The organism is Stappia sp. TSB10P1A (genome assembly GCF_900185725.1).
In the GTDB taxonomy this organism is placed as follows: Bacteria; Pseudomonadota; Alphaproteobacteria; order Rhizobiales; family Stappiaceae; genus Stappia.
Window position 1 is genome coordinate 137348 of record NZ_FYAU01000025.1, and the last position, 19208, is coordinate 156555.

Here is a 19208-nt window from a genome sequence, read left to right on the forward strand (position 1 = left end):
GTGGCGGCGCGAGCAATCGCGCCGCCAGTTTTCATCGAGCCTCTTTATTTCCCCGCGCCATGGTATATTTTGGTATCGAAAATAATATGAACAGCCGCCACGACGCGGCGCGGGAGGAAACGTGTATCTGGGAATCGACATCGGCACGTCCGGGGTCAAGGCGGTACTCATGGACGAGGCGGACGCGATCCTTGCCTCCGCGTCCAGCTCTCTGACCGTCTCGCGGCCACATCCCGGCTGGTCGGAGCAGGACCCGCATGCCTGGTGGGATGCGGTGGTCGCAGCGCTCGACGAACTCGCCCGCAGCCATCCGTCCGAAATGGCGGCCGTTACCGGCCTCGGCCTGTCCGGTCAGATGCATGGCGCGACCCTGCTGGATGCCGCGCACCAGGTGCTGCGTCCGGCGATCCTGTGGAACGACGGGCGCTCGGAAGCCGAGTGCGGGGCGCTGGACGCGCGGGCCGATTTTCGCGGCATCGGCGGCAATCTTGTCATGCCCGGCTTCACCGCGCCGAAGCTCGAATGGGTCGCGCGCCACGAACCCGACATCTTTGCGAAAACCGCCTTGGTGCTGCTGCCGAAGGACTATGTCCGGCTGCGCCTGACCGGGGCGGCCGTCTCCGACATGTCGGACGCCGCCGGCACCCTCTGGCTTGATGTCGCCCGCCGGGACTGGTCGGACGAGTTGCTTGCCGCAACCGGCCTTTCGCGCGCCAACATGCCGACCCTCGCCGAGGGCACCGATGCGACCGGCACTATCCTGTCGGAACTGGCCGCGCGCTGGGGTTTTGCCCGGCCACCGGTGGTGGCGGGCGGGGCCGGTGACAATGCCGCCAGTGCCTGCGGCATCGGCGCCGTGCGTCCGGGCGAGGCCTTTCTGTCGCTCGGCACGTCCGGCGTTCTGTTCGTTGCGACCGACCGCTTCCGGCCCAACACCGCCGGCGCGGTTCATGCCTTCTGCCATGCGCTGCCGGACACCTGGCACCAGATGGGGGTGATCCTGTCGGCGACCGACAGCCTCAACTGGCTGGCACGGATTTCGGGCCGCGATGTCGCGACGCTCGAGCGCGAGGCAGCCACCCGCCGGCAACAGCCTCGGGACGGGCAGCCGGTGCTGTTCCTGCCCTATCTGTCCGGCGAGCGCACACCGCACAACGACGCCTCGGCGCGCGGCAGCTTCGTCGGCCTGTCGCAGGCGCACGACCGGGCCGATCTCGCGCTCGCCGTGCTGGAAGGCGTTGCCTATGCCTTTCGCGACTGTCTTGACGTGCTGTCGGCGGCCGGGACCTGCGTCGAGCGGGCCACCGCCATCGGTGGCGGCGCCCGTTCGCGCGACTGGCTGGAGATCCTGGCGAGTGTGCTGGGCATCGAAATCGACGTGCCCGGCAACGGCGATTTCGGCGCGGCCTTTGGCGCGGCGCGGCTCGGCCGGGCGGCGGCCACCGGCGCTTGCGGTGCGGATCGCTTCGCCCCGCCGCCGACAGCCTTTTCCATCGGCCCAGACGGGGCCTTGCGTTCCTTCCACGAAGAGGGGCTCGCCCGCTACCGGGCCCTCTATCCGGCACTGAGAGAGGTTCTGCGATGACTGCGTTTTTCGACGGCATTCCCGCCATCCGCTACGAAGGGCCGGAGAGCGAAAATCCCTTTGCTTATCGTTGGTACGACGCCGACAGGCTCGTGCTCGGCAAGCGGATGGAGGAACATCTGCGTTTTGCCGTCGCCTATTGGCACAGCTTCTGCTGGCCGGGCGGCGACCCGTTCGGCGGCCAGACCTTCGAACGGCCGTGGTTCGGCGAGACGATGGAGATGGCGCGCCTGAAGGCCGACGTCGCCTTCGAGATGTTCGACCTGCTTGGCGTGCCGTTCTTCTGCTTCCATGACCGGGACGCGGTGCCGGAGGGCGCGACGCTCGCCGAGAGCAACCGCAACCTGCAGGAGATCGCCGAGGTCTTCGCCCGCAAGATGGAGAGCTCGAAGACGCGCCTCCTGTGGGGCACGGCCAACCTCTTCTCGCATCGTCGCTACATGGCGGGCGCGGCGACCAATCCGGACCCGGACGTCTTCGCTTACGCAGCCGGCCAGGTGAAGGCCTGCATGGACGTGACGCACCAGCTCGGCGGCCAGAACTACGTGCTGTGGGGCGGGCGTGAGGGCTACGAGACGCTGCTCAACACGGATCTCAGGCACGAACTCGATCAGATGGGCCGCTTCCTGTCGATGGTCGTCGACTACAAGCACAAGATCGGCTTTCCAGGCGCGATCCTGATCGAGCCGAAGCCGCAGGAGCCGACCAAGCACCAGTACGATTTCGACGTCGCCACCGTCTACGGCTTCCTCAAGGCCTATGGCCTCGAAAACGAGGTGAAGGTGAACATCGAGGTCGGCCATGCGGTGCTCGCCGGCCATTCCTTCGAGCATGAGGTGGCGCTCGCCTCCGCACTCGGGATCTTCGGGTCCATCGACATGAACCGCAACGACTACCAGTCCGGCTGGGACACCGACCAGTTCCCGATGAACGTGCCGGAAGTGGCGCTGGCGCTCTACTACATCCTCAAGGCGGGCGGCTTCACCACCGGCGGCCTCAACTTCGATGCCAAGCTCCGCCGCCAGTCGCTGGATGCGGCCGACCTGATCCATGGCCATATCGGCGGCATGGACACCTGCGCCCGCGGGCTTCTCGCCGCCGCCGAGCTCATGGAAAAGGGCGACCTGTCGGACGCGGTGGCCAAGCGCTATGCCGGATGGCAGGCGCCGGAGGCGACCGCCATGCTGAAGGGCGAGCGCACGCTGGAGGAGATCGCCGCGCGCGTCGAGCGCGAGGGGATCGATCCGCGCCCGGTCTCGGGCCGCCAGGAATATCTGGAGAACCTGGTCAACCGCCGCCTCTGAGCTTGGCTCCAACGCCTTCTGCACAAACGAAAACCGCCGAAGCTTGCGCTTCGGCGGTTTGTCGTTTCAGGTGACGATGCGGTCGAAAGCCGGCGGGGAGGCGTGCTCAGCGACCGTTCAGTCCGAGGCGGGCAGCGTTCGAGGCACCGGGCTCGCCGGCGCGGAACGACTGGAAACGGGCCTGCTTCGCCGCGTCGCCCGACATGCCGAGATCGGCAAGGGTGCGCGGGTCGGTATCGGCGACCGACAGCGCATGGACGCGCGTCGTGGCGCCGAAGGCCGTGCCGAGAAGCTTGGTCAGATAGGACATGGCGCTCTCCATGCGCTCAAGGTGCGATGCCGTGGCGGCCGGGCAGTTCGCACGCGGGCGAACTGTCATACCGCTCTGACCGGGGATATGGTGGCATTCGCGCTATCAGGCAAACCAAAAGGACTCATGTATATGATCAATTTCATTGATCTGAACGACAGGGAGGCCACACCATGGATCTGGTGCCGGGAAAAGGCACGCCGCTGATCGAGACGGACCTCTATCGGACCTTCCTTGTCATCGCCGAAACCGGAAGCTTTTCAAAGGCTTCCGAGGTGATCGGGCGCACGCCGTCGGCCGTCTCCATGCAGGTGAAGAAGCTGGAGACGCTGCTCGGCACTGCGGTTTTCGCAAGGGAGGGACGCAGTGTCCGCATGACTGCGGAGGGCGAGGCGCTGCTCGGGTATGCGCGGCGCATCCTGCTGCTCAACGAGGAGGCGGTGGCGATGTTCCGCTCGCCCTCCATCGAGGGCGAGGTGCGCTTCGGCGCGCCTTCCGATTTCGGCACGCGATTCCTGCCCAATATCCTGACGCGCTTCGCGCGCTCGCATCCGGCGGTCAATGTCGACGTGCATCTCGACGGCAGTCCGCCGCTGCTGCAAAAGCTGAAGGAGGGCCAACTCGACCTGATCCTCTACACGGCCCGGCCCGACAGCGATCTCGCCCGCGGCGGGGAGATCGTCTACACCGAGCCGCTCGCCTGGGCCGGGCTGGAAGGGGGCGTTGCCTATAGCCGCAACCCGCTGCCGCTGGCGCTGTCGGTGTCCGGCTGCCCCTGGCGCAAGGCCGCGCGCATCGCCCTCGACAAGGCCGAGCACCCCTACCGGATCGCCTATCAGAGCTTTCACAGTGCGGGCCAGGAGGCGGCTCTTCTGGCGGATCTCGCCATTGCCCCATTTCCGACCAGCGTCATCACGCCGCCGCTGCAGAAGCTCGACGCGCGCCACGGCCTGCCGGAAATCGGCGACTACCACCTGATCCTCAAGGAGGCGGGCAATGCCGGCAAGGCGAGCGACGCCTTCGCCAGCCATGTGATCGCCTGCTTCCGGGAGATGAATCCCGGAAGCTGAGCGCCGCGCCGGCTACATGCGCATCCGCTCGGCGCGCGGGTCGAACAGCGGCTGCGTGATGATGCGGGCCTTGACCCGCTCGCCGATGATCTCGATCTCGAAGGCGCCGTCCGGGCCGAGCGCCGCCAGGTCCTTCGGCAGGTAGCCTTGCGCCAGCGAGGCGTCGACGAAATGGCCGTAGCCGCCGGAGGTGATCCAGCCGACGACCTTTCCGTCATGCCAGATCGGTTCGTCGCCGATCACGTCGGCATCGCCCGCCTCGACGACGAAGCTCACCCGGCGCAGCGTGCCGCCGCTCTCCTTCTCCCGAATGGCGGCCTCGCGGCCGATGAACTCGCCCTTGTTCAGCGCGACGAAGCGGCCGAGATCGGCCTCATAGGGCCCGTAGATCGGGCGGAACTCGCGGAACCAGGTGCCGAAGTTCTTTTCCAGCCGCAGGCAGAGCAGGGCGCGCATGCCGAAGTCGCGCAGGCCGAGATCGGCACCCGCTTCCTTCAGCGCGTCATAGACCCGGCGCTCGTAATGCGGCGCCATCCAGATCTCGTAGCCGAGGTCGCCGGTATAGCTGATGCGGCTGACATGGCAGGGGGCCGAGGCGACGTCCATCGCCCGGCTGGCCATGAAGGGGAAGGCGTCGTTCGACACGTCGTCGCCGGTGACCCGCGCCAGCAGGTCGCGCGCCTTGGGCCCGGCGATCGACAGGCCGACCCAGCCGAGATTGATCGGCGTCACCCGCACCGAGCCATCCTGCGGCAGATGCCGCTCGAACCAGCGCATGTGGTAGATCTCGGCTTGGGATGAGCCCCACATCAGGAAGCGGTCGTCGGCGATGCGGGCGATGGTGAAGTCGCCGATCAGCTTGCCGGTCTCGTTCAGCATCGGCGTCAGCACCATGCGGCCGAGTGCCGGCATGCGGTTGGTCATCATCCGGTCGAGGAAGGCCTCGGCACCGCTGCCTGCGATCTCGTACTTGGCGAAATTGGCGATCTCGGTGATGCCGACGCCGCTCCGCACCGCCTGGCACTCGGCCTTGACGTGCTCGAAGTCGTTGGACCGGCGGAAGGAAACGATGTCGCGCGCCTCCGTGCCTTCGGGCGCGAACCAGAGCGGCGTTTCCAGCGCCCAACTGTCGCCCATCACCGCGCCTTGCGCGCGCATGCGGTCGTAGAGCGGCGTTGTCTGGTGCGGACGGGCGGCGGGCAGTTCCTCGTTGGGATAGCGGATGCGGAAGCGGCGGGAATAGTTCTCGCGCACCTTGGCATTGGTATAGGCAAGGGTCGCCCAGGGACCGAAGCGGGCAACGTCCATGCCCCAGATGTCGAAGCCGGGGTCGCCGTCGACCATCCAGTTGGAGAGAGCAAGGCCGACGCCGCCACCCTGGCTGAAGCCGGCCATCACCGCGCAGGCGCACCAGAAATTGGTGAGGCCGCGCACCGGGCCGACCAGCGGATTGCCGTCGGGGGAGAAGGTGAAGGGGCCGTTGACGAACTGCTTGATGCCGGTGTGCTTGAGCGCGGGGAAGTGCTCGAAACCGATCTCCAGCGAGGGGGCAATGCGCTCCAGGTTCGGCGCCAGCAGTTCCTGGCCGAAGTCCCAGGGCGTCTGGCGCGGGCTCCAGGGCGTTGCCGCGCGCTCATAGGTGCCGAGCAGCATGCCGGCGCGCTCCTGGCGGGTATAGATCTCGCCGGAGAAGTCGATGGCATGAACCATCTCCTTGCCGGTCGAGGCGACGATCTCGGCGATCTCCGGCATGTCTTCGGTCAGCAGATAGTGGTGCTCCATGGCAAGGACCGGGAGTTCCAGCCCGACCATGCGGCCGACCTCGCGCGCCCACAGGCCGCCGGCATTGACCACATGTTCGGCCTCCACCGTGCCCTGTTCGGTGACGACCAGCCAGGTGCCGTCCGGCTTCTGGGCGAGCTCCACCACGCGGTTGCGCAGGGAGATCTCGGCGCCGGCCTTGCGCGCCGCCTTGGCATAGGCATGGGTGGTGCCGGAGGGGTCGAGATGGCCCTCGATCGGGTCCCACATGGCGCCGACGAAATGCCGCTCGTCGATCAGCGGCAGGACTTCCTTGGCCTCTTTCGCCGAGATGATCTCCGTTTCCATGCCGAGATAGCGGCCGCGGGCATGGGCCATCTTCAGCCAGTCGAGCCGCTCGCGCGTGTCGGCGAGCTGCAGGCCGCCGGTCAGGTGCAACCCGCAGGACTGGCCGGAAATCTCCTCGATCTCCTTGTAGAGCGAGACGGTGTAGGCCTGCAGCTTGGCGACGTTCGGGTCGCCGTTCAGCGTGTGGAAGCCGCCGGCCGCGTGCCAGGTCGAGCCGGAGGTGAGCTCCGAGCGCTCGATCAGCAACACGTCGGTCCAGCCCCTCCGGGTCAGGTGATAAAGGACGCTGCAGCCGACGACGCCGCCGCCGATCACCACCACGCGAGCCTGGGATTTCATTCGTCTGGGTCCCCGTTGTCTGGAAGGGAGGGATGGGAGCACCGACGGCCGGCCGGCCGTCGTCAGAAGTCGGTGGGCGCGCCGCCTTCGGCCTTGCGCCGGGCGACGAATGCCGCCAGTTCCTCGGCAATCGCCGGATCGAGGGGCGGGGCCTCGTATTCGGCGAGCGCCTTCTTGTAGACCACCTGCGCCTTGTCGTAGGCGGTCGGCGAGCCCGCGTCGCGCCAGGTCTCGAAGTTCCGCCAGTCGGAGATGATAGGCGGATAGAACGCGGTCTTGTAGCGGGCTTGCGTGTGGGCGGTGCCGAAGAAGTGGCCGCCGGGCCCGACATCGCGGATCGCCTCGACGGCGAGCGCCTCCGGCGAGGTGTCGAGCGGTTGCAGGAAGGCGTCCATCATCTGCAAGAGGTCGATGTCGATGACGAATTTCTCGAAGCCGGCGGTCAGCCCGCCTTCCAGCCAGCCGGCGGCGTGCTTGACGTAGTTGGCGCCGCCCATCAAGGCGCCCCAGAGCGAGAACACCGTCTCCCAGGCTGCCTGGGCGTCGGGCGAGTTGGCCGCGCAGACGGCCGAGGAGCGGTAGGGCAGGTTGTAGCGGCGGGCGAGCTGGCCGCCGACAAGGGCCGCCTGCATGTATTCCGGCGTGCCGAAGGCGGGGGCACCCGACTTCATGTCGACATTGGAGGTGAAGCCGCCATAGACGACCGGGGCGCCGGGCCGCACGATCTGGGCGAAGGCGAGCCCGGCCAGCGCCTCGGCATTCTGCTGCACCAGGGCCCCGGCGACCGTGACCGGCGCCATCGCCCCGGCAAGGGTGAAGGGGGTGAGCACGATCGGCTGCCCGCGCCGCGACATCTCGATGATGCCCTGGAGCATCGGGGTGTCGAGGCGCAGCGGCGAAGACGAGTTGATAATCGAGATAACACAAGGGGTTCTGTCAAATTCTTCATCCGTCATGCCAAGTGCGATCCGGGCGATCTCCATGCCGTCCAGATTGCGCTCGCGGCCGAGCGAATAGATGTGGAAGGCCTTGTCGGTCAGCGTCACGAAGTCGGAGACGCAGTCGAGATGGCGCACGGACGGGTGGATGTCGACCGGCTCGACCGGATAGCCGCCATTGAGATCGATGACGTTGAAAACCTGGCTGAGGCGGACGAAGTCGCGATAGTCCTGCTGGCTGCCGGGGCGCCGGCCGCGCTGCGCATCGGCGCAGTTGGGGGCGCTGGCGACGCCGCTCCAGATGACGCTGTCGGCGCCTACCTTTAGATTGCGCTCAGGGTTGCGCGCATGGAGGATAAATTCCGCCGGTGCGCTGGCGAGCGCCTCCAGAACCAGGCCGCGATCCAGCCTGATTCGGTCGGAAGAGGCCGAAACATCGGCGCCGGCGGCCTTCAGCAGCGCCTTGGCCTCGCTGTTGATAAAATCGATGCCGATATTTTCCAGCACATCCAGCGAGGCGGAATGGATCGCCTCAAGTTGATCGTCGGAGACCGCCTGGACGGGCGCGAAAGGGTTGCGGCGGGCACGGAACGGCTTCTGCTCGATCGCGTCGGAATGCCCCTGAACCTCCCGGCGGCCCCTGCGTCCGCGGCGGCGGCCGGCGGCTTCCTCGTCACCGGCGGCGATGTCCTCAGTTCCGTGCATCTGGGCCATGAGAACCGGGCTCCCTGTCGCGATCGCGAACGTCCAGTTTCGTATCCGTCTCAGTAAAATCCACCCGTCTCCGAAAACGGCAAGCAGTTTGCCTGTTGTTTCGGAAGCGTCTGCGTTTCAATACGCGCGATGTGACAGAAGCCTAGCGCCGTCAGCGAGGGAAAGGCGATATCGATTATGCGACGAGCTTTTGTCGGATACCGACACCAGCCGGCCGGACCTGAAAAAAAGGATTCGAAGGCTTTGCCAAGCTACCATGATTGCATGTTAGGTTGATCCTGCTCGATCCGTGCTGACCGCGTTGCCGGCCGGCACGGCACCAGAACACCACATCGGTTCGCACCTTCGCCGTGTCGAAGGCGTGGCCGGGCGGAGGGAGGATCGCAAGGTCAGGTCCTGAGGTCACCCGCGGCGACGAGTTGCGCGGGCAGCAAGGGTGGGGCCGGAAAGCAAGCCGCGCAGCGGGCACAAGACCCGCGACGCGCAGGCAAAACGGAAAATGCAACAACAGTCTCGAGGGGATACAGGGCAATGTCGACCAACAAGACGACAAACACGATGCATCCGAAAGTCAGGGAAGCGCAGGAACAGATGGACAGCGGCCGGCTGAGCCGGCGCGAGTTCGTCCGCTACGCAGCGCTGCTGGGCGTGGGCGCCGGCGCGGCCTATGCGATGGCCGGCCTGCCGAGCCCGGCAATCGCCCAGGACGCGGCCAACCTGCCGTTCCCGGCGGACGATCCGAACGCCAAGGCCGGCGGCATCCTGAAGGTGGCGATGCAGGTGCAGAAGATCGACGATCCGGCGACCTTCTCCTGGACCCAGGCCTCCAACCAGACCCGTCACATGCTGGAATATCTGGCGATGACCGGCCCGGACAACGTCACCCGGCCGATGCTGGCCGAGCGTTGGGAAGCTTCCGAGGATTTGAAGACCTGGACCTTCCACCTGCGCAAGGGCGTGAAGTGGCACAATGGCGACGACTTCACCGCCGAGGACGTGAAGTTCAACTTCGAGCGCTGGACCGACCCGGACCTCGGTTCGTCCAATATCGGCCTCTCGTCGGTCTCGGCGATGGTCGAGGAGGTCGACGGCAAGAAGCGGCTGATCGACGGGGCGATCGAGGTGATCGACGAGCACACGATCCGCTTCAATCTGACCAAGCCGGTGCTGTCCTTCCCCGAGGATATGTACAACTACCCGACCGCCATCGTGCATCGCGGCTTCAAGCCGCCGCTCGACAACGTGATCAACGGCACGGGCGCCTACACGATCGCGGAGAACGTCGTCGGCGACCGCTGCATCCTCAAGAAGGTGACCGAGGCCGGCGGCCAGCCGTTCGAATATTGGGGCGGCACGGTGTTTCTCGACGAGATCCACTACTACAATTTCGACGCGGACAACCAGCTCACCGCCTTTGCCGGCGAGAGCGTCGATGCCATCTACGACTTCGGCGTCGAGCAGATGGAACTGGCCAAGGCGCTCGACGGGGAGATCATCGCCGCGCGCACCGCGCAGACCCTGTGCTGCCGCATGCGGGTCGATGCCGCTCCGTTCAATGACGAGCGCGTGCGCAAGGCCGTGACCATGGCCATCGACAATGCCGCGATCAAGCCGCTGGTCTATCCGGAAGGCGGCGATGTCGGCGAGAACTACCATGTCGCGCCGGTGCATCCGGACTATGAGGCGCTGCCGCCGCTGACCCGCGACGTGGAGGGCGCCAAGGCGCTGCTCGCCGAGGCCGGGCACCCCAACGGCATCACGATCACCATCGACATCGGCAACACCGACGGGCCGTGGCACCAGACGGCCGCCGAGGCGATGCGCGACCAGCTCAAGGATGCCGGAATCACGCTCAATATCAATGTGATACCGGCCTCCAAATACTGGGAGATCTGGACCAAGACGCCGTTCGGCGCCACCGCCTGGACGCATCGGCCGCTCGGCACGATGGTGATGTCGCTCGGCTACCGCACGGGCGTGCCGTGGAACGAGTCCGGCTTCGCCTCGGCGGAGTTCGATGCCGCGCTCGACGAGGCCGAGGCGACGCTCGACGTGGAGACCCGCAAGGGGCTGCTCGCCAAGGCCTCGAAGATCCTGCAGGACGCCTCGGTCATGGTTCTGCCGATCTGGCGGCCGGTCTACACGATGGCGTCCAAGTCGGTGCACGGCTATCCGGCCCATCCGACCCAGTATCACCAGTTCAACAAGGTCTGGATGAGCTGACACGAACGATGCAGCGCCGCGCCGGGGATTTCTCCGGCGCGGCGGTCTCGCTGCTGAGGTCAGGGGGAGGGCCCGCATGCCGTGTTGCCGGCATGTCCGAGGGGCCGACACGGTGGGCGCCATATGCTGAAACTGATCCTGAGACGCCTGGTTCAGATGGTTCTGATCATGGCGGTCTCCTCGCTGTTGCTGTTCGCGATCTTCGACACGCCCGAGTTCAAGAAACGGCTGGCGGTTCAAGAGCTTGGCGGCTTCGCCGTCTCGGCCCTGACCGAGGAAAGCTACAAGAGCTGGCTCGCCGGGCGCGGCCTCGACGTGCCCTTCCACCAGCGCTATCTCAACTGGGTCGGCAATATCCTGAGCGGGGATTTCGGCTTCTCCTACGAGAAGAACCGGCCGGTCGGACCGCTGCTGGCGGACCGGCTTGCCAATACCGGCATCCTGGCGTTTTTCGTCTTCGCCTTGATGATCCCGCTATCGCTGATCCTGGGCATTCTGGCGGGGATGAAAGAGGGATCGCTGCAGGACCGGAGCATCTCGTTCATCTCGGTGTTCACGACCAGCATCCCGGAGATCGCCAGCGCCATCCTGCTGACGGTGATCTTCGCCCTCGGCCTCGGCTGGCTGCCGGTCAAATCGGCGATGATCGGCGGCTTCAGCTTCCGCGAGCTGGTCCTGCCGGTGCTGACGCTGGTGATCTACGACTTCGGCTATGTGGCGCGGATGACCCGCGCCTCGATGGCCGAGGTGATGACCTCGCAATATATCCGGACCGCCATTCTCAAGGGCCTGCCATACCGCCGGGTGGTGATGCGGCACGCGCTGCGCAACGCCCTGATCGCGCCGTTCACGCTGATCGTGCTGCAGCTCAACTGGCTGCTGTCGGGCGTCGTCGTGGTCGAAGTCTTCTTTGAATACAACGGCTTCGGCAAGCTCTTGCTGGAAGCCGCGCTGTTTCCCGACGTCGAGGTGGTGCAGGCCTGCACCCTCGTTGCCGTCGCCGTCGCCGTTCTGTCGCAGATCATCTCCGACATCGGCTACACCTTCCTGAACCCGCGCATCCGTTTTGCGTAAGGACCGGAGACGCCCGCCATGGCAGTGACCGAGATCCAGTCCGGCCCGTCGCTCCTCGACCGCCTGTCGCGGCCCAAGCCCGTCATCGCGCTGGCGCTGCTGCTTTGGCTGCCGCTGACCGCCTATGTGATGTTCGGGCACCGGCTCGGATCGGGGGCGCAGAACGTGCTGCTGCCGGCGATCCCGGCGACCGTGCTGCTCTATGTGCTGGGCGTGCGCGCCTTCCGCGAGAGCCGGGTCGCGGTGATCGGATTGACGCTGGTGTTCTTCTGGCTGCTGATGGCGGTGAGCGCGCCCTACCTGCCCTTGATGGACCCGAACAAGCCGATCGCGCCGTTCACGACGCCGTTCACCGAGCGGGGAGATCTGTTCTTCTGGCTCGGCACCGACTTCAAGGGCCGGGACATGCTGTCGCGGATGATATGGGGCTGCCAGCGGGTGCTGGTCTGGGGCGTCACGGCGACCATGGTCGCCTATGTGGTCGGCGCCATGTTCGGGCTGATCTCCGGCTATCTCGCCGGCTGGTGGGACGAGATTATTTCCTTTGTCGCCAATGTGTTGCTGTCGTTTCCGGTGATGGTGCTGTTCATCGTCATCCTGAACTATCTCGGCCCCTCGGGCTTCAACATCGTGGTGGCGGTGACCTTCGCCTCGGCGCCGGCGATCATGCGCATCGTCCGGGGATTGGCGCTCGACATCAAGACGCGCGACTATGTCTACGCGGCGCAGACGCGCGGCGAACATCCGCTCTACATCATGATCTTCGAGCTGCTGCCGAACGTGCGCGGGCCGATCATCGTCGATGCCTGCCTGCGGCTCGGCTACACGACGGTGGCGATCACCACGCTGACCTTCCTGGGGCTCGGCCTGCAGCCGCCGGACCCGGACTGGGGGCTGATGATCCGGGAGAGCGCCCGGACGGCGATGCTGTGGAAATTCTCCTACATGCTTTTGGTGCCGGCGCTGGCGGTGTCGAGCCTGATCCTGGGCTTCAACCTGCTGGCCGACGGCCTGCGGGAAATGAGCCTGCGTGACTGAGGAGGGGGACAAGATGAGCGCCGAGGCCGCCGAGCAGGTTCCCGTCCTGGAATGCCGGAACCTTTGCATCTCCTATTACACGCGCGCCGGCGAGATCCCGGCGGTGGTGGATTTCAATCTCAAGCTGATGCCGGGCGAGGCGCATGGCATCGTCGGCGAGAGCGGCTGCGGCAAGTCGACCGTGGCGCTGGCGATCATGCAGTACATGGGCCGCAACGGCGCCATCGTCGGCGGGGAAATCCTGTTCGAGGGCCGCGACATGCGGCAGATGAGCGAGGAGGAGCTGCGCCAGATCCGCGGCTCGCGCATCGCCATGGTCTATCAGGAGCCGATGGCCTCGCTGAACCCGTCGATGACCATCGGCGACCAGCTCGCCGAGGTGCCGATCTACCATGACGGACTCAGCGAGCGGGAGGCGCTGGCGCGGGCCGAGGAGATGCTGGCCAAGGTCCGCCTGCCGGACCCGAAGCGCATCCTCGCCTCCTATCCGCACCAGATTTCCGGCGGCCAGCAGCAGCGCGTGGTGATCGCCATGGCGCTGCTGTCGAACCCCAAGCTCTTGCTGCTCGACGAGCCGACCACGGCGCTCGACGTGACGGTGGAGGCGGGCATCGTCGAGCTGATCAACGAGATCGCCGAGGAGTTCGGCACCTCGATGATCTACATCTCGCACAATCTCGGGCTGATCCTGGAGACCTGCGACCGGCTGACGGTGATGTATTCCGGCGAGGCGGTGGAGGTCGGGGACATTCACGACGTCTTCGACGAGATGCGCCACCCTTACACGCGGGGACTGTTCGGCTCGATCCCGTTGCCGGGGGCGGACAAGAACGCCCATCCGCTGGTGGCAATTCCGGGCCAGTTGCCGCTGCCGCATGAGCGGCCTCGCGGGTGCAACTTCGGCCCGCGCTGCACCTTCTTCCGCACCGGCGTGTGCGATGCCGGGCCGCTGCCGATGCATGCGGTGCCGGGCGATGCCGACCACCGGGTGCGCTGCGAGCGGTTCGAGGAGATCGACTGGAACCGCGACCTGCCGAAGGGCGAGGCGAAACCGCCGGTCGAGCCGGGCGATGTGGTGCTCTCCGTCGAGGACATGACCAAGCACTACCTGATCGAGGAGGGCGGGCTCTTCGTCGTCGGCGGCAGCGAGCGGGTGGTCAAGGCCAACGAGAAGCTGAGCTTCACCGCGCGCGAGGCCGAGACGGTCGCCATCGTCGGCGAGAGCGGCTGCGGCAAGTCGACCTTCGCCAAGGTGTTGATGGGACTGGAGGATGCGACCGACGGCAAGGTGATGCTGGGCAATGTCGAGCTCGGCGGCCTGCCGGTGCAGCGGCGCAACGCCGAGACCATCTCGAAGCTGCAGATGGTGTTCCAGAACCCGTTCGACACGTTGAACCCGTCGCATTCGGTCGGCAGCCAGATCGCAAGGGTGATCCGCAAGTTCGGGGTCGCCAGCAAGGACGAGGAGGTCGAGGCGATCGTCCACCGGCTGCTCGACACGGTGAAGCTGCCGCGCGATTTCGCCAGGCGCAAGCCGCGCCAGCTCTCCGGCGGACAGAAGCAGCGGGTGGGCATCGCGCGGGCCTTTGCCGGCAATCCGAAGGTGGTGATCGCCGACGAGCCGGTGTCGGCGCTGGACGTGTCGGTGCAGGCGGCGGTGACCGAGCTGTTGATGGATATCCAGCGCCAGAACCGCACGACGATGCTGTTCATCAGCCACGACCTGTCGGTGGTGCGCTATCTCGCCGACCGGGTGGTGGTGATGTATCTCGGCCGGATCATGGAGCAGGGCACGACCGAGGATATCTTCGCGCCGCCCTACCACCCCTATACGGAGGCACTGCTGGCGGCGGTGCCGATCGCCGACACGCGGATCGAGAAGCGGCATATCGTGCTCAAAGGGGAAATCCCGTCGCCGACCAACCCGCCGAAGGGCTGCCCGTTCTCCACCCGCTGCCCCTATATGATGCCGGGCACCTGCGACGCCGAGCTGCCGCCGCTGCGCGATTTCGGCGAGGGACACCGGATCCTGTGCCATCTCGATCCGGCCGAACTGACCGCGATGGAGCCGGTGATAAAGCCGAAGAGCGAGGCGGCCGAACGGCTTTGAAAATTTTGAGACGGATTTTGCAAAATTCCGTCTCAAAATCGCAAAATTTTGATGTTGGCCGTCTCAATTTCCCAAAATCGCGGGTCGCGGCCCGAAAGCAGCCCAGATGGCGCGCCCAACAGCGCGTGCCGGCGGCACTTATCCCCGGCGGGCGGCGGCCGGGGCTCGCCGACTTGTCCCCGTGCGCCGGAGTTCGGTTATAGTTCGAGCCAGATCGCGGATCCGAAGCGGCCGGGCTGCGGGGAGAGGGCGGGCGCCGGGACGGTGCGCAAGAGGAGCGAGAGGCGGCATGACGACGATCACCACGCTGGACCAGTTGGAGGCGCTCTACGGCACGCCGGGGGCGGCTTCCAGGGTCAAGGAGATCGACTGGATCAGCGACGACTATGCCGCCCTGATCAAGGCCTCGCCCTTCGTGGCGCTGGCGACCGCCGGGCCGGAGGGGCTCGACTGCTCGCCGCGCGGCGACCGGGGCGAGGTGGTGCGCATTCTCGGGCCGAAGCGCGTGGCGCTGCCCGACCGGCGCGGCAACGACCGGATCGATTCGCTGCGCAACATCGTCCGCGATCCGCGCGTGGCGCTGCTGTTCCTCATTCCCGGCAGCGGCACGACGCTGCGCCTCAACGGAAGGGCGGCGATCAGCGCAGACCCGCACCTGCTGGAGGACTTCGCCGTCGACGGCAAGGCGCCGCGCAGCGTCATCCTGATCGAGGTGGAGACGGTCTATTTCCAATGCGCCCGGGCGATCGTGCGCGCGCGGCTGTGGGACGCCGAGACGCAGGAGGCGGCACGCGGGGTGCCGACGCCGGGGGCGATCCTTTCGGCCTTGAGCGAGGCGACGGTCGGCGGCGAGGCCTATGACCGCGACTGGCCGGAGCGGGCGCGCAAGACGCTGTGGTGAGGCGCGAGCCTCACCCGCGCTCTGTTATTCCGGGCGGAAGATCTCGTTGCGGCGGATTGCGGCGGCCGTCTTGACGACCAGCAGGACGATCACCGCCCAGAGCATGCCATAGGCGAGGAAGGAGAGGGCGCGGGGCAGGGCGGCGCCGGTCGACCCCGCGAACAGCGCCGAGGCGATGGTGAAGGCGGCTACGGGGAAGGAATAGGCCCACCAGGCCATCGAGAAGGGCAGGCGCAAGAGGCGGCCGACCTGGGTCAGCGTCACCAGCACGAACATCAGCGCGCTGTAATAGAGGATGCGGCCGACCGCATCGACCGTGCCGCCGTTCAGCAGCTCCCAGGAGACGAAACCGACCGAGGGCGGCGCGATCAGGATGACCAGCGTCGGCAGCAGGCGCTCGGCGATCGGGTTGTGGAAGATCAGCCGGTTGAACACCAGCGTCAGGAAGATCAGCCAGAACAGCATGCCGACCGAGAAGAAGAACCACGAGGTCTCGAGATAGCCGAGCTCGACGCCGGCGACCGGCACCAGGACGTTGCCGACGGCGGGAATGAACCAGGCCGGCGTCAGATGCGCCTGTTCGAAGGTGCGGTGGCTGATCCAGGCGGCGACGACGCCGAGGATCAGCAGCAGATGGGCGGCCGTCGCCGCCAGCCAGACGATCTCGACAAGGCCGTGCGCGCGCGGCAGCACGCCGGAGCACAGCAGCAGCACGCCGATGGTGATCGCCGGGAAGAAGGCGATGCGCACGGGATGATTCCACTCCGCCTTCACCGCGCCGGGGTGGCGCAGCGCCTTGGCGAGATAGATCGCGGCGATGGCGCAGAAGGCGGCAGCAGCGACCAGCGTCAGCGCGAAGCTGGCGGTGCCGGGCGCGCCGGACAGCGCGACCTCGATGCGGCGGGTCGCCAGCGACAGGCCGGCAAGGCCCATCACCACGGCGAAGAAGGTGATCGGAAAATGCTTCAGCCACGGCTCGTGTGCCATCTCCGTCGTCGCACCCGCTGTTGCCGCGCTCATTGTCCGCCCCGATTCCGCTCCGAGAACCCCGTGGCCCCCTGAATATCCGTCCGCAGCGGCTTTCGCCAAGCTCCGTTCTCGTGTTTCCTGCGACAAAGTTGCGGGGTTGCCGCCGGCGCGTCTTGACGCCGGCGCGCCGGCTGTCGATGACAGCGGTTGCCGGCCGTCCCGGCCCGAAAGAGAGGTTTGCCATGCCGTCCACATCCCGCCTTGCCATCGTGCTCGCCGCAGGCCTCGGCACCAGGATGAAGTCGGACCTGCCGAAGGTGATGCATCAGGTCGCCGGCCTGTCGCTGGTCGGCCATGTGCTGAAGGCGGTCGATGCGGCCGGCATCGGCCGGGTGTCCGTCGTGGTGGGGCCGAACATGCCGGAACTGGTCGCCGAGGTCGCCCGCCGGGCGCCGGGGGCGCAGTGCCACGTGCAGGGCGAGCGGCTCGGCACCGCCCATGCGGCGCGCGCCGCCGAGCCGGCCTGGCGCGATGCGCCGGACCAGGTGCTGGTGCTGTTCGGCGACACGCCGCTGGTCTTGCCGCAGACGCTGGAGCGGGTCTGCGCAAGGCTGGAGGCGGGCGCCGACGTGGTGGTGCTGGGCTTCGAGGCGCAGGACCCGACCGGCTACGGCCGGCTGCTGACGGAGGGCGGCAAGCTGCTGGCGATCCGCGAGGAGCGCGACGCCAGCGCGGCGGAACGGGCCGTGCGCTTCTGCAATTCCGGCATCATGGGCTTTCGCGGCGCGCGCCTTGCCGCGATTCTGGACCGGATCGGCAATGACAACGCCAATCGCGAGTTCTATCTGACCGACGCGGCGGAGATCGCCCACCGGCTCGGCCTTTCGGTCGTCACCGAACGGGCCGAGGAATGGGAGGTGCAGGGCATCAACACGCGGGCGCAGCTCGCCCGCGTCGAGGCCGACTACCAGCGCCGGGCGCGCCTTGCCGCGATGGAGGGCGGGGCGACGCTGACGGCGCCGGAGACCGTGCATTTCGCCCATGACACGCGGCTCGGCCGCGACGTGGTGGTGGAGCCGAACGTGGTGTTCGGCCCCGGCGTCGAGATCGGCGACCGGGTGACGATCCGCGCCTTCTCGCATCTGGAGGATGCGCGGGTGGCGGACGGGGCGACGCTCGGTCCTTACGCGCGGCTGCGGCCCGGCGCGGAGATCGGCGCCGGCGCGCATATCGGCAATTTCGTCGAGATCAAGAACGCCCGGGTCGAGACCGGGGCGAAGGTCAACCACCTCACCTATATCGGCGATGCGCGGGTCGGGGCGGGCGCCAATATCGGCGCCGGCACCATCACCTGCAACTATGACGGATTCCTCAAGCACCACACGGATATCGGCGCGGGCGCCTTTGTCGGGTCGAACTCGACGCTGGTCGCCCCGCTCAGCATCGGCGACGGGGCGTATCTGGCCGCCGGCGGCGTCGTCACCGAGGACGTGCCGGCCGACGCGCTGTCGCTCGGCCGCGCCCGGCAGGTGGTGAAGGAGGGGCGCGGGGCGCAGCTCAAGGAACGCTTCGCCCGCGCCAAGGCGGAAAAGAGCGTGTAGGGGGCTTTTCGGGGAGCGCGGGCACGGGTCCGCGTTTCGTCCTCCTGGACGGCGCGCGCAAATCTCGCCAGCGTGCGGCCGTCCCCTCTTCCCGCAAGCCCCTCCTTCGTCATCCCGCACGCAGCGCAGCGGAGATGCGGGATCGGAGAGCCGAGGGCCTGTCGGCAGCACGCCCGAACAACACCACAACCGCCGGGGCTCCCCGGTCCCGGATCTTCGGCCTTCGGCCTCGTCCGGGAAGACGCCGGGAGAGGTATGCGCAAGGGAGAACCGGCAACGCCTCCTTCTCATGCCTGCCGAGGTTGCCAATGGGTCCCGGCTCTGCGCTTGCGCGCGGCCGGGACGACGTCCTGAGAGGGAGGAACGGCCTTGCATCCCCTCGACCGTCACGCCGGGCAAGCGAAGCGCGACCCGGGGTCTATTGGTTGCCAGAGCGGTTGCGGGAGCCCCTTAACTCCTCCCCGCGTCATCCCGCACGAAGCGTGAGCCAGATGCGGGATCGGAGAGCCGAGGGCCTGTGAGGTGCGCTCCCCGGACGCCCCTTGAGCGCCGGGGCTCCCCGGTCCCGGATCTTCGGCCTGCGGCCTCGTCCGGGAAGACGCGGGGAGAGGCTGGAGCGCATGAGCCAGGCTGCCCCGTCGGCTCGCCTCGCGCCTGCTGAGGGCGCCAGTGGTTCCCGGTTCTGCGCTGCGCCTTGCCCGGGATGACGCCGGGAGAGGTATGCGCAAAGTCGTCCGTCACCGTAGCGTCCGGGTTTGACGGGCGGAGAGGGTGGCTGGCCCCGTCGGCCCGCCTCGCGCCCGCTGAGGTCGCCAATGGGTCCCGGCTCTGCGCTTGCGCGCGGCCGGGACGACGTCCTGAGAGGGAGGAACGGCCTTGCATCCCCTCGACCGTCACGCCGGGCAAGCGAAGCGCGACCCTCG

Annotated in this window: 13 protein-coding genes; 9 read left to right on the forward strand and 4 right to left on the reverse strand. The window is 67.2% G+C overall.

What is annotated here, in order from left to right:
- The first annotated feature begins 121 nt into the window (after nt 1–121).
- A complete protein-coding gene (gene xylB / locus TSB10P1A_RS11320) occupies nt 122–1585 on the forward strand; it encodes a xylulokinase (protein WP_186388023.1) in 1464 nt (487 codons plus the stop codon).
- Nucleotides 1582–2889 (forward strand): xylose isomerase, encoded by a 1308-nt coding sequence (xylA, locus tag TSB10P1A_RS11325; protein ID WP_186388024.1) that lies wholly within the window; start codon nt 1582–1584, stop codon nt 2887–2889. The genes xylB and xylA overlap by 4 nt, the downstream gene beginning before the upstream one ends.
- 106 nt (nt 2890–2995) lie before the next feature.
- Here the strand turns inward: xylA and TSB10P1A_RS11330 are convergent, their stop codons facing one another.
- Nucleotides 2996–3199 carry a hypothetical protein gene (locus TSB10P1A_RS11330; protein ID WP_186388025.1) on the reverse strand — a complete coding sequence of 68 codons (204 nt, stop codon included), beginning with the start codon at nt 3197–3199 and terminating at the stop codon, nt 2996–2998.
- A 173-nt stretch (nt 3200–3372) separates the two neighbouring features.
- Here TSB10P1A_RS11330 and TSB10P1A_RS11335 point away from each other — a divergent pair, with 173 nt between their 5' ends.
- Nucleotides 3373–4269, forward strand: coding sequence for a LysR substrate-binding domain-containing protein (locus TSB10P1A_RS11335; protein ID WP_186388026.1), 897 nt, complete (start codon nt 3373–3375; stop codon nt 4267–4269).
- A gap of 12 nt (nt 4270–4281) precedes the next feature.
- Here the strand turns inward: TSB10P1A_RS11335 and TSB10P1A_RS11340 are convergent, their stop codons facing one another.
- Together TSB10P1A_RS11340 and TSB10P1A_RS11345 are read right to left on the reverse strand one after the other, a co-directional pair.
- Nucleotides 4282–6717, reverse strand: coding sequence for an FAD-dependent oxidoreductase (locus tag TSB10P1A_RS11340; protein ID WP_186388027.1), 2436 nt, complete (start codon nt 6715–6717; stop codon nt 4282–4284).
- Between the two features lie 62 nt (nt 6718–6779).
- Complete coding sequence (locus TSB10P1A_RS11345; protein WP_186388051.1) at nt 6780–8360, reverse strand: trimethylamine methyltransferase family protein; 1581 nt, start codon at nt 8358–8360, stop codon at nt 6780–6782.
- A 540-nt stretch (nt 8361–8900) separates the two neighbouring features.
- Between TSB10P1A_RS11345 and TSB10P1A_RS11350 the strand changes: the two genes are divergently transcribed.
- The 5 genes from TSB10P1A_RS11350 to TSB10P1A_RS11370 all read left to right on the forward strand — a co-directional run bounded on the left by TSB10P1A_RS11350 (nt 8901) and on the right by TSB10P1A_RS11370 (nt 15715).
- On the forward strand, nt 8901–10592 hold the full coding sequence (locus TSB10P1A_RS11350; RefSeq protein WP_186388028.1) for an ABC transporter substrate-binding protein: 1692 nt from the start codon (nt 8901–8903) through the stop codon (nt 10590–10592).
- 123 nt (nt 10593–10715) lie between these two features.
- Nucleotides 10716–11666 carry an ABC transporter permease gene (locus TSB10P1A_RS11355; protein WP_186388029.1) on the forward strand — a complete coding sequence of 317 codons (951 nt, stop codon included), beginning with the start codon at nt 10716–10718 and terminating at the stop codon, nt 11664–11666.
- A gap of 18 nt (nt 11667–11684) precedes the next feature.
- A complete protein-coding gene (locus TSB10P1A_RS11360; RefSeq protein WP_208985218.1) occupies nt 11685–12704 on the forward strand; it encodes an ABC transporter permease in 1020 nt (339 codons plus the stop codon).
- 13 nt (nt 12705–12717) lie between these two features.
- The gene (locus TSB10P1A_RS11365) at nt 12718–14814 is read left to right on the forward strand and encodes a dipeptide ABC transporter ATP-binding protein (protein ID WP_186388030.1); all 2097 of its coding nucleotides are present in this window, start codon (nt 12718–12720) and stop codon (nt 14812–14814) included.
- A gap of 289 nt (nt 14815–15103) precedes the next feature.
- Nucleotides 15104–15715: a pyridoxamine 5'-phosphate oxidase family protein gene (locus TSB10P1A_RS11370; RefSeq protein ID WP_186388031.1), complete on the forward strand. Its 612-nt coding sequence runs from the start codon at nt 15104–15106 to the stop codon at nt 15713–15715.
- Between the two features lie 24 nt (nt 15716–15739).
- Here TSB10P1A_RS11370 and TSB10P1A_RS11375 read toward each other — a convergent pair whose 3' ends face one another.
- Nucleotides 15740–16735 (reverse strand): SLAC1 anion channel family protein, encoded by a 996-nt coding sequence (locus TSB10P1A_RS11375; RefSeq protein ID WP_208987076.1) that lies wholly within the window; start codon nt 16733–16735, stop codon nt 15740–15742.
- A 191-nt stretch (nt 16736–16926) separates the two neighbouring features.
- On the opposite strand from TSB10P1A_RS11375, the gene glmU reads away from it, so the two are divergent.
- Nucleotides 16927–18285 (forward strand): bifunctional UDP-N-acetylglucosamine diphosphorylase/glucosamine-1-phosphate N-acetyltransferase GlmU, encoded by a 1359-nt coding sequence (gene glmU, locus TSB10P1A_RS11380; RefSeq protein WP_186388032.1) that lies wholly within the window; start codon nt 16927–16929, stop codon nt 18283–18285.
- The last annotated feature ends 923 nt before the right edge of the window (nt 18286–19208 follow it).

Coding starts and splice junctions, on each gene's coding strand:
- xylA (WP_186388024.1), top strand. CDS start 1,582: ATGACTGCGTTTTTCGACGGCATTCCCGCCATCCGCTACGAAGGGCCG.
- TSB10P1A_RS11330 (WP_186388025.1), bottom strand. CDS start 3,199: ATGTCCTATCTGACCAAGCTTCTCGGCACGGCCTTCGGCGCCACGACG.
- TSB10P1A_RS11335 (WP_186388026.1), top strand. CDS start 3,373: ATGGATCTGGTGCCGGGAAAAGGCACGCCGCTGATCGAGACGGACCTC.
- TSB10P1A_RS11340 (WP_186388027.1), bottom strand. CDS start 6,717: ATGAAATCCCAGGCTCGCGTGGTGGTGATCGGCGGCGGCGTCGTCGGC.
- TSB10P1A_RS11345 (WP_186388051.1), bottom strand. CDS start 8,360: ATGCACGGAACTGAGGACATCGCCGCCGGTGACGAGGAAGCCGCCGGC.
- TSB10P1A_RS11350 (WP_186388028.1), top strand. CDS start 8,901: ATGTCGACCAACAAGACGACAAACACGATGCATCCGAAAGTCAGGGAA.
- TSB10P1A_RS11355 (WP_186388029.1), top strand. CDS start 10,716: ATGCTGAAACTGATCCTGAGACGCCTGGTTCAGATGGTTCTGATCATG.
- TSB10P1A_RS11360 (WP_208985218.1), top strand. CDS start 11,685: ATGGCAGTGACCGAGATCCAGTCCGGCCCGTCGCTCCTCGACCGCCTG.
- TSB10P1A_RS11365 (WP_186388030.1), top strand. CDS start 12,718: ATGAGCGCCGAGGCCGCCGAGCAGGTTCCCGTCCTGGAATGCCGGAAC.
- TSB10P1A_RS11370 (WP_186388031.1), top strand. CDS start 15,104: ATGACGACGATCACCACGCTGGACCAGTTGGAGGCGCTCTACGGCACG.
- TSB10P1A_RS11375 (WP_208987076.1), bottom strand. CDS start 16,735: ATGAGCGCGGCAACAGCGGGTGCGACGACGGAGATGGCACACGAGCCG.
- glmU (WP_186388032.1), top strand. CDS start 16,927: ATGCCGTCCACATCCCGCCTTGCCATCGTGCTCGCCGCAGGCCTCGGC.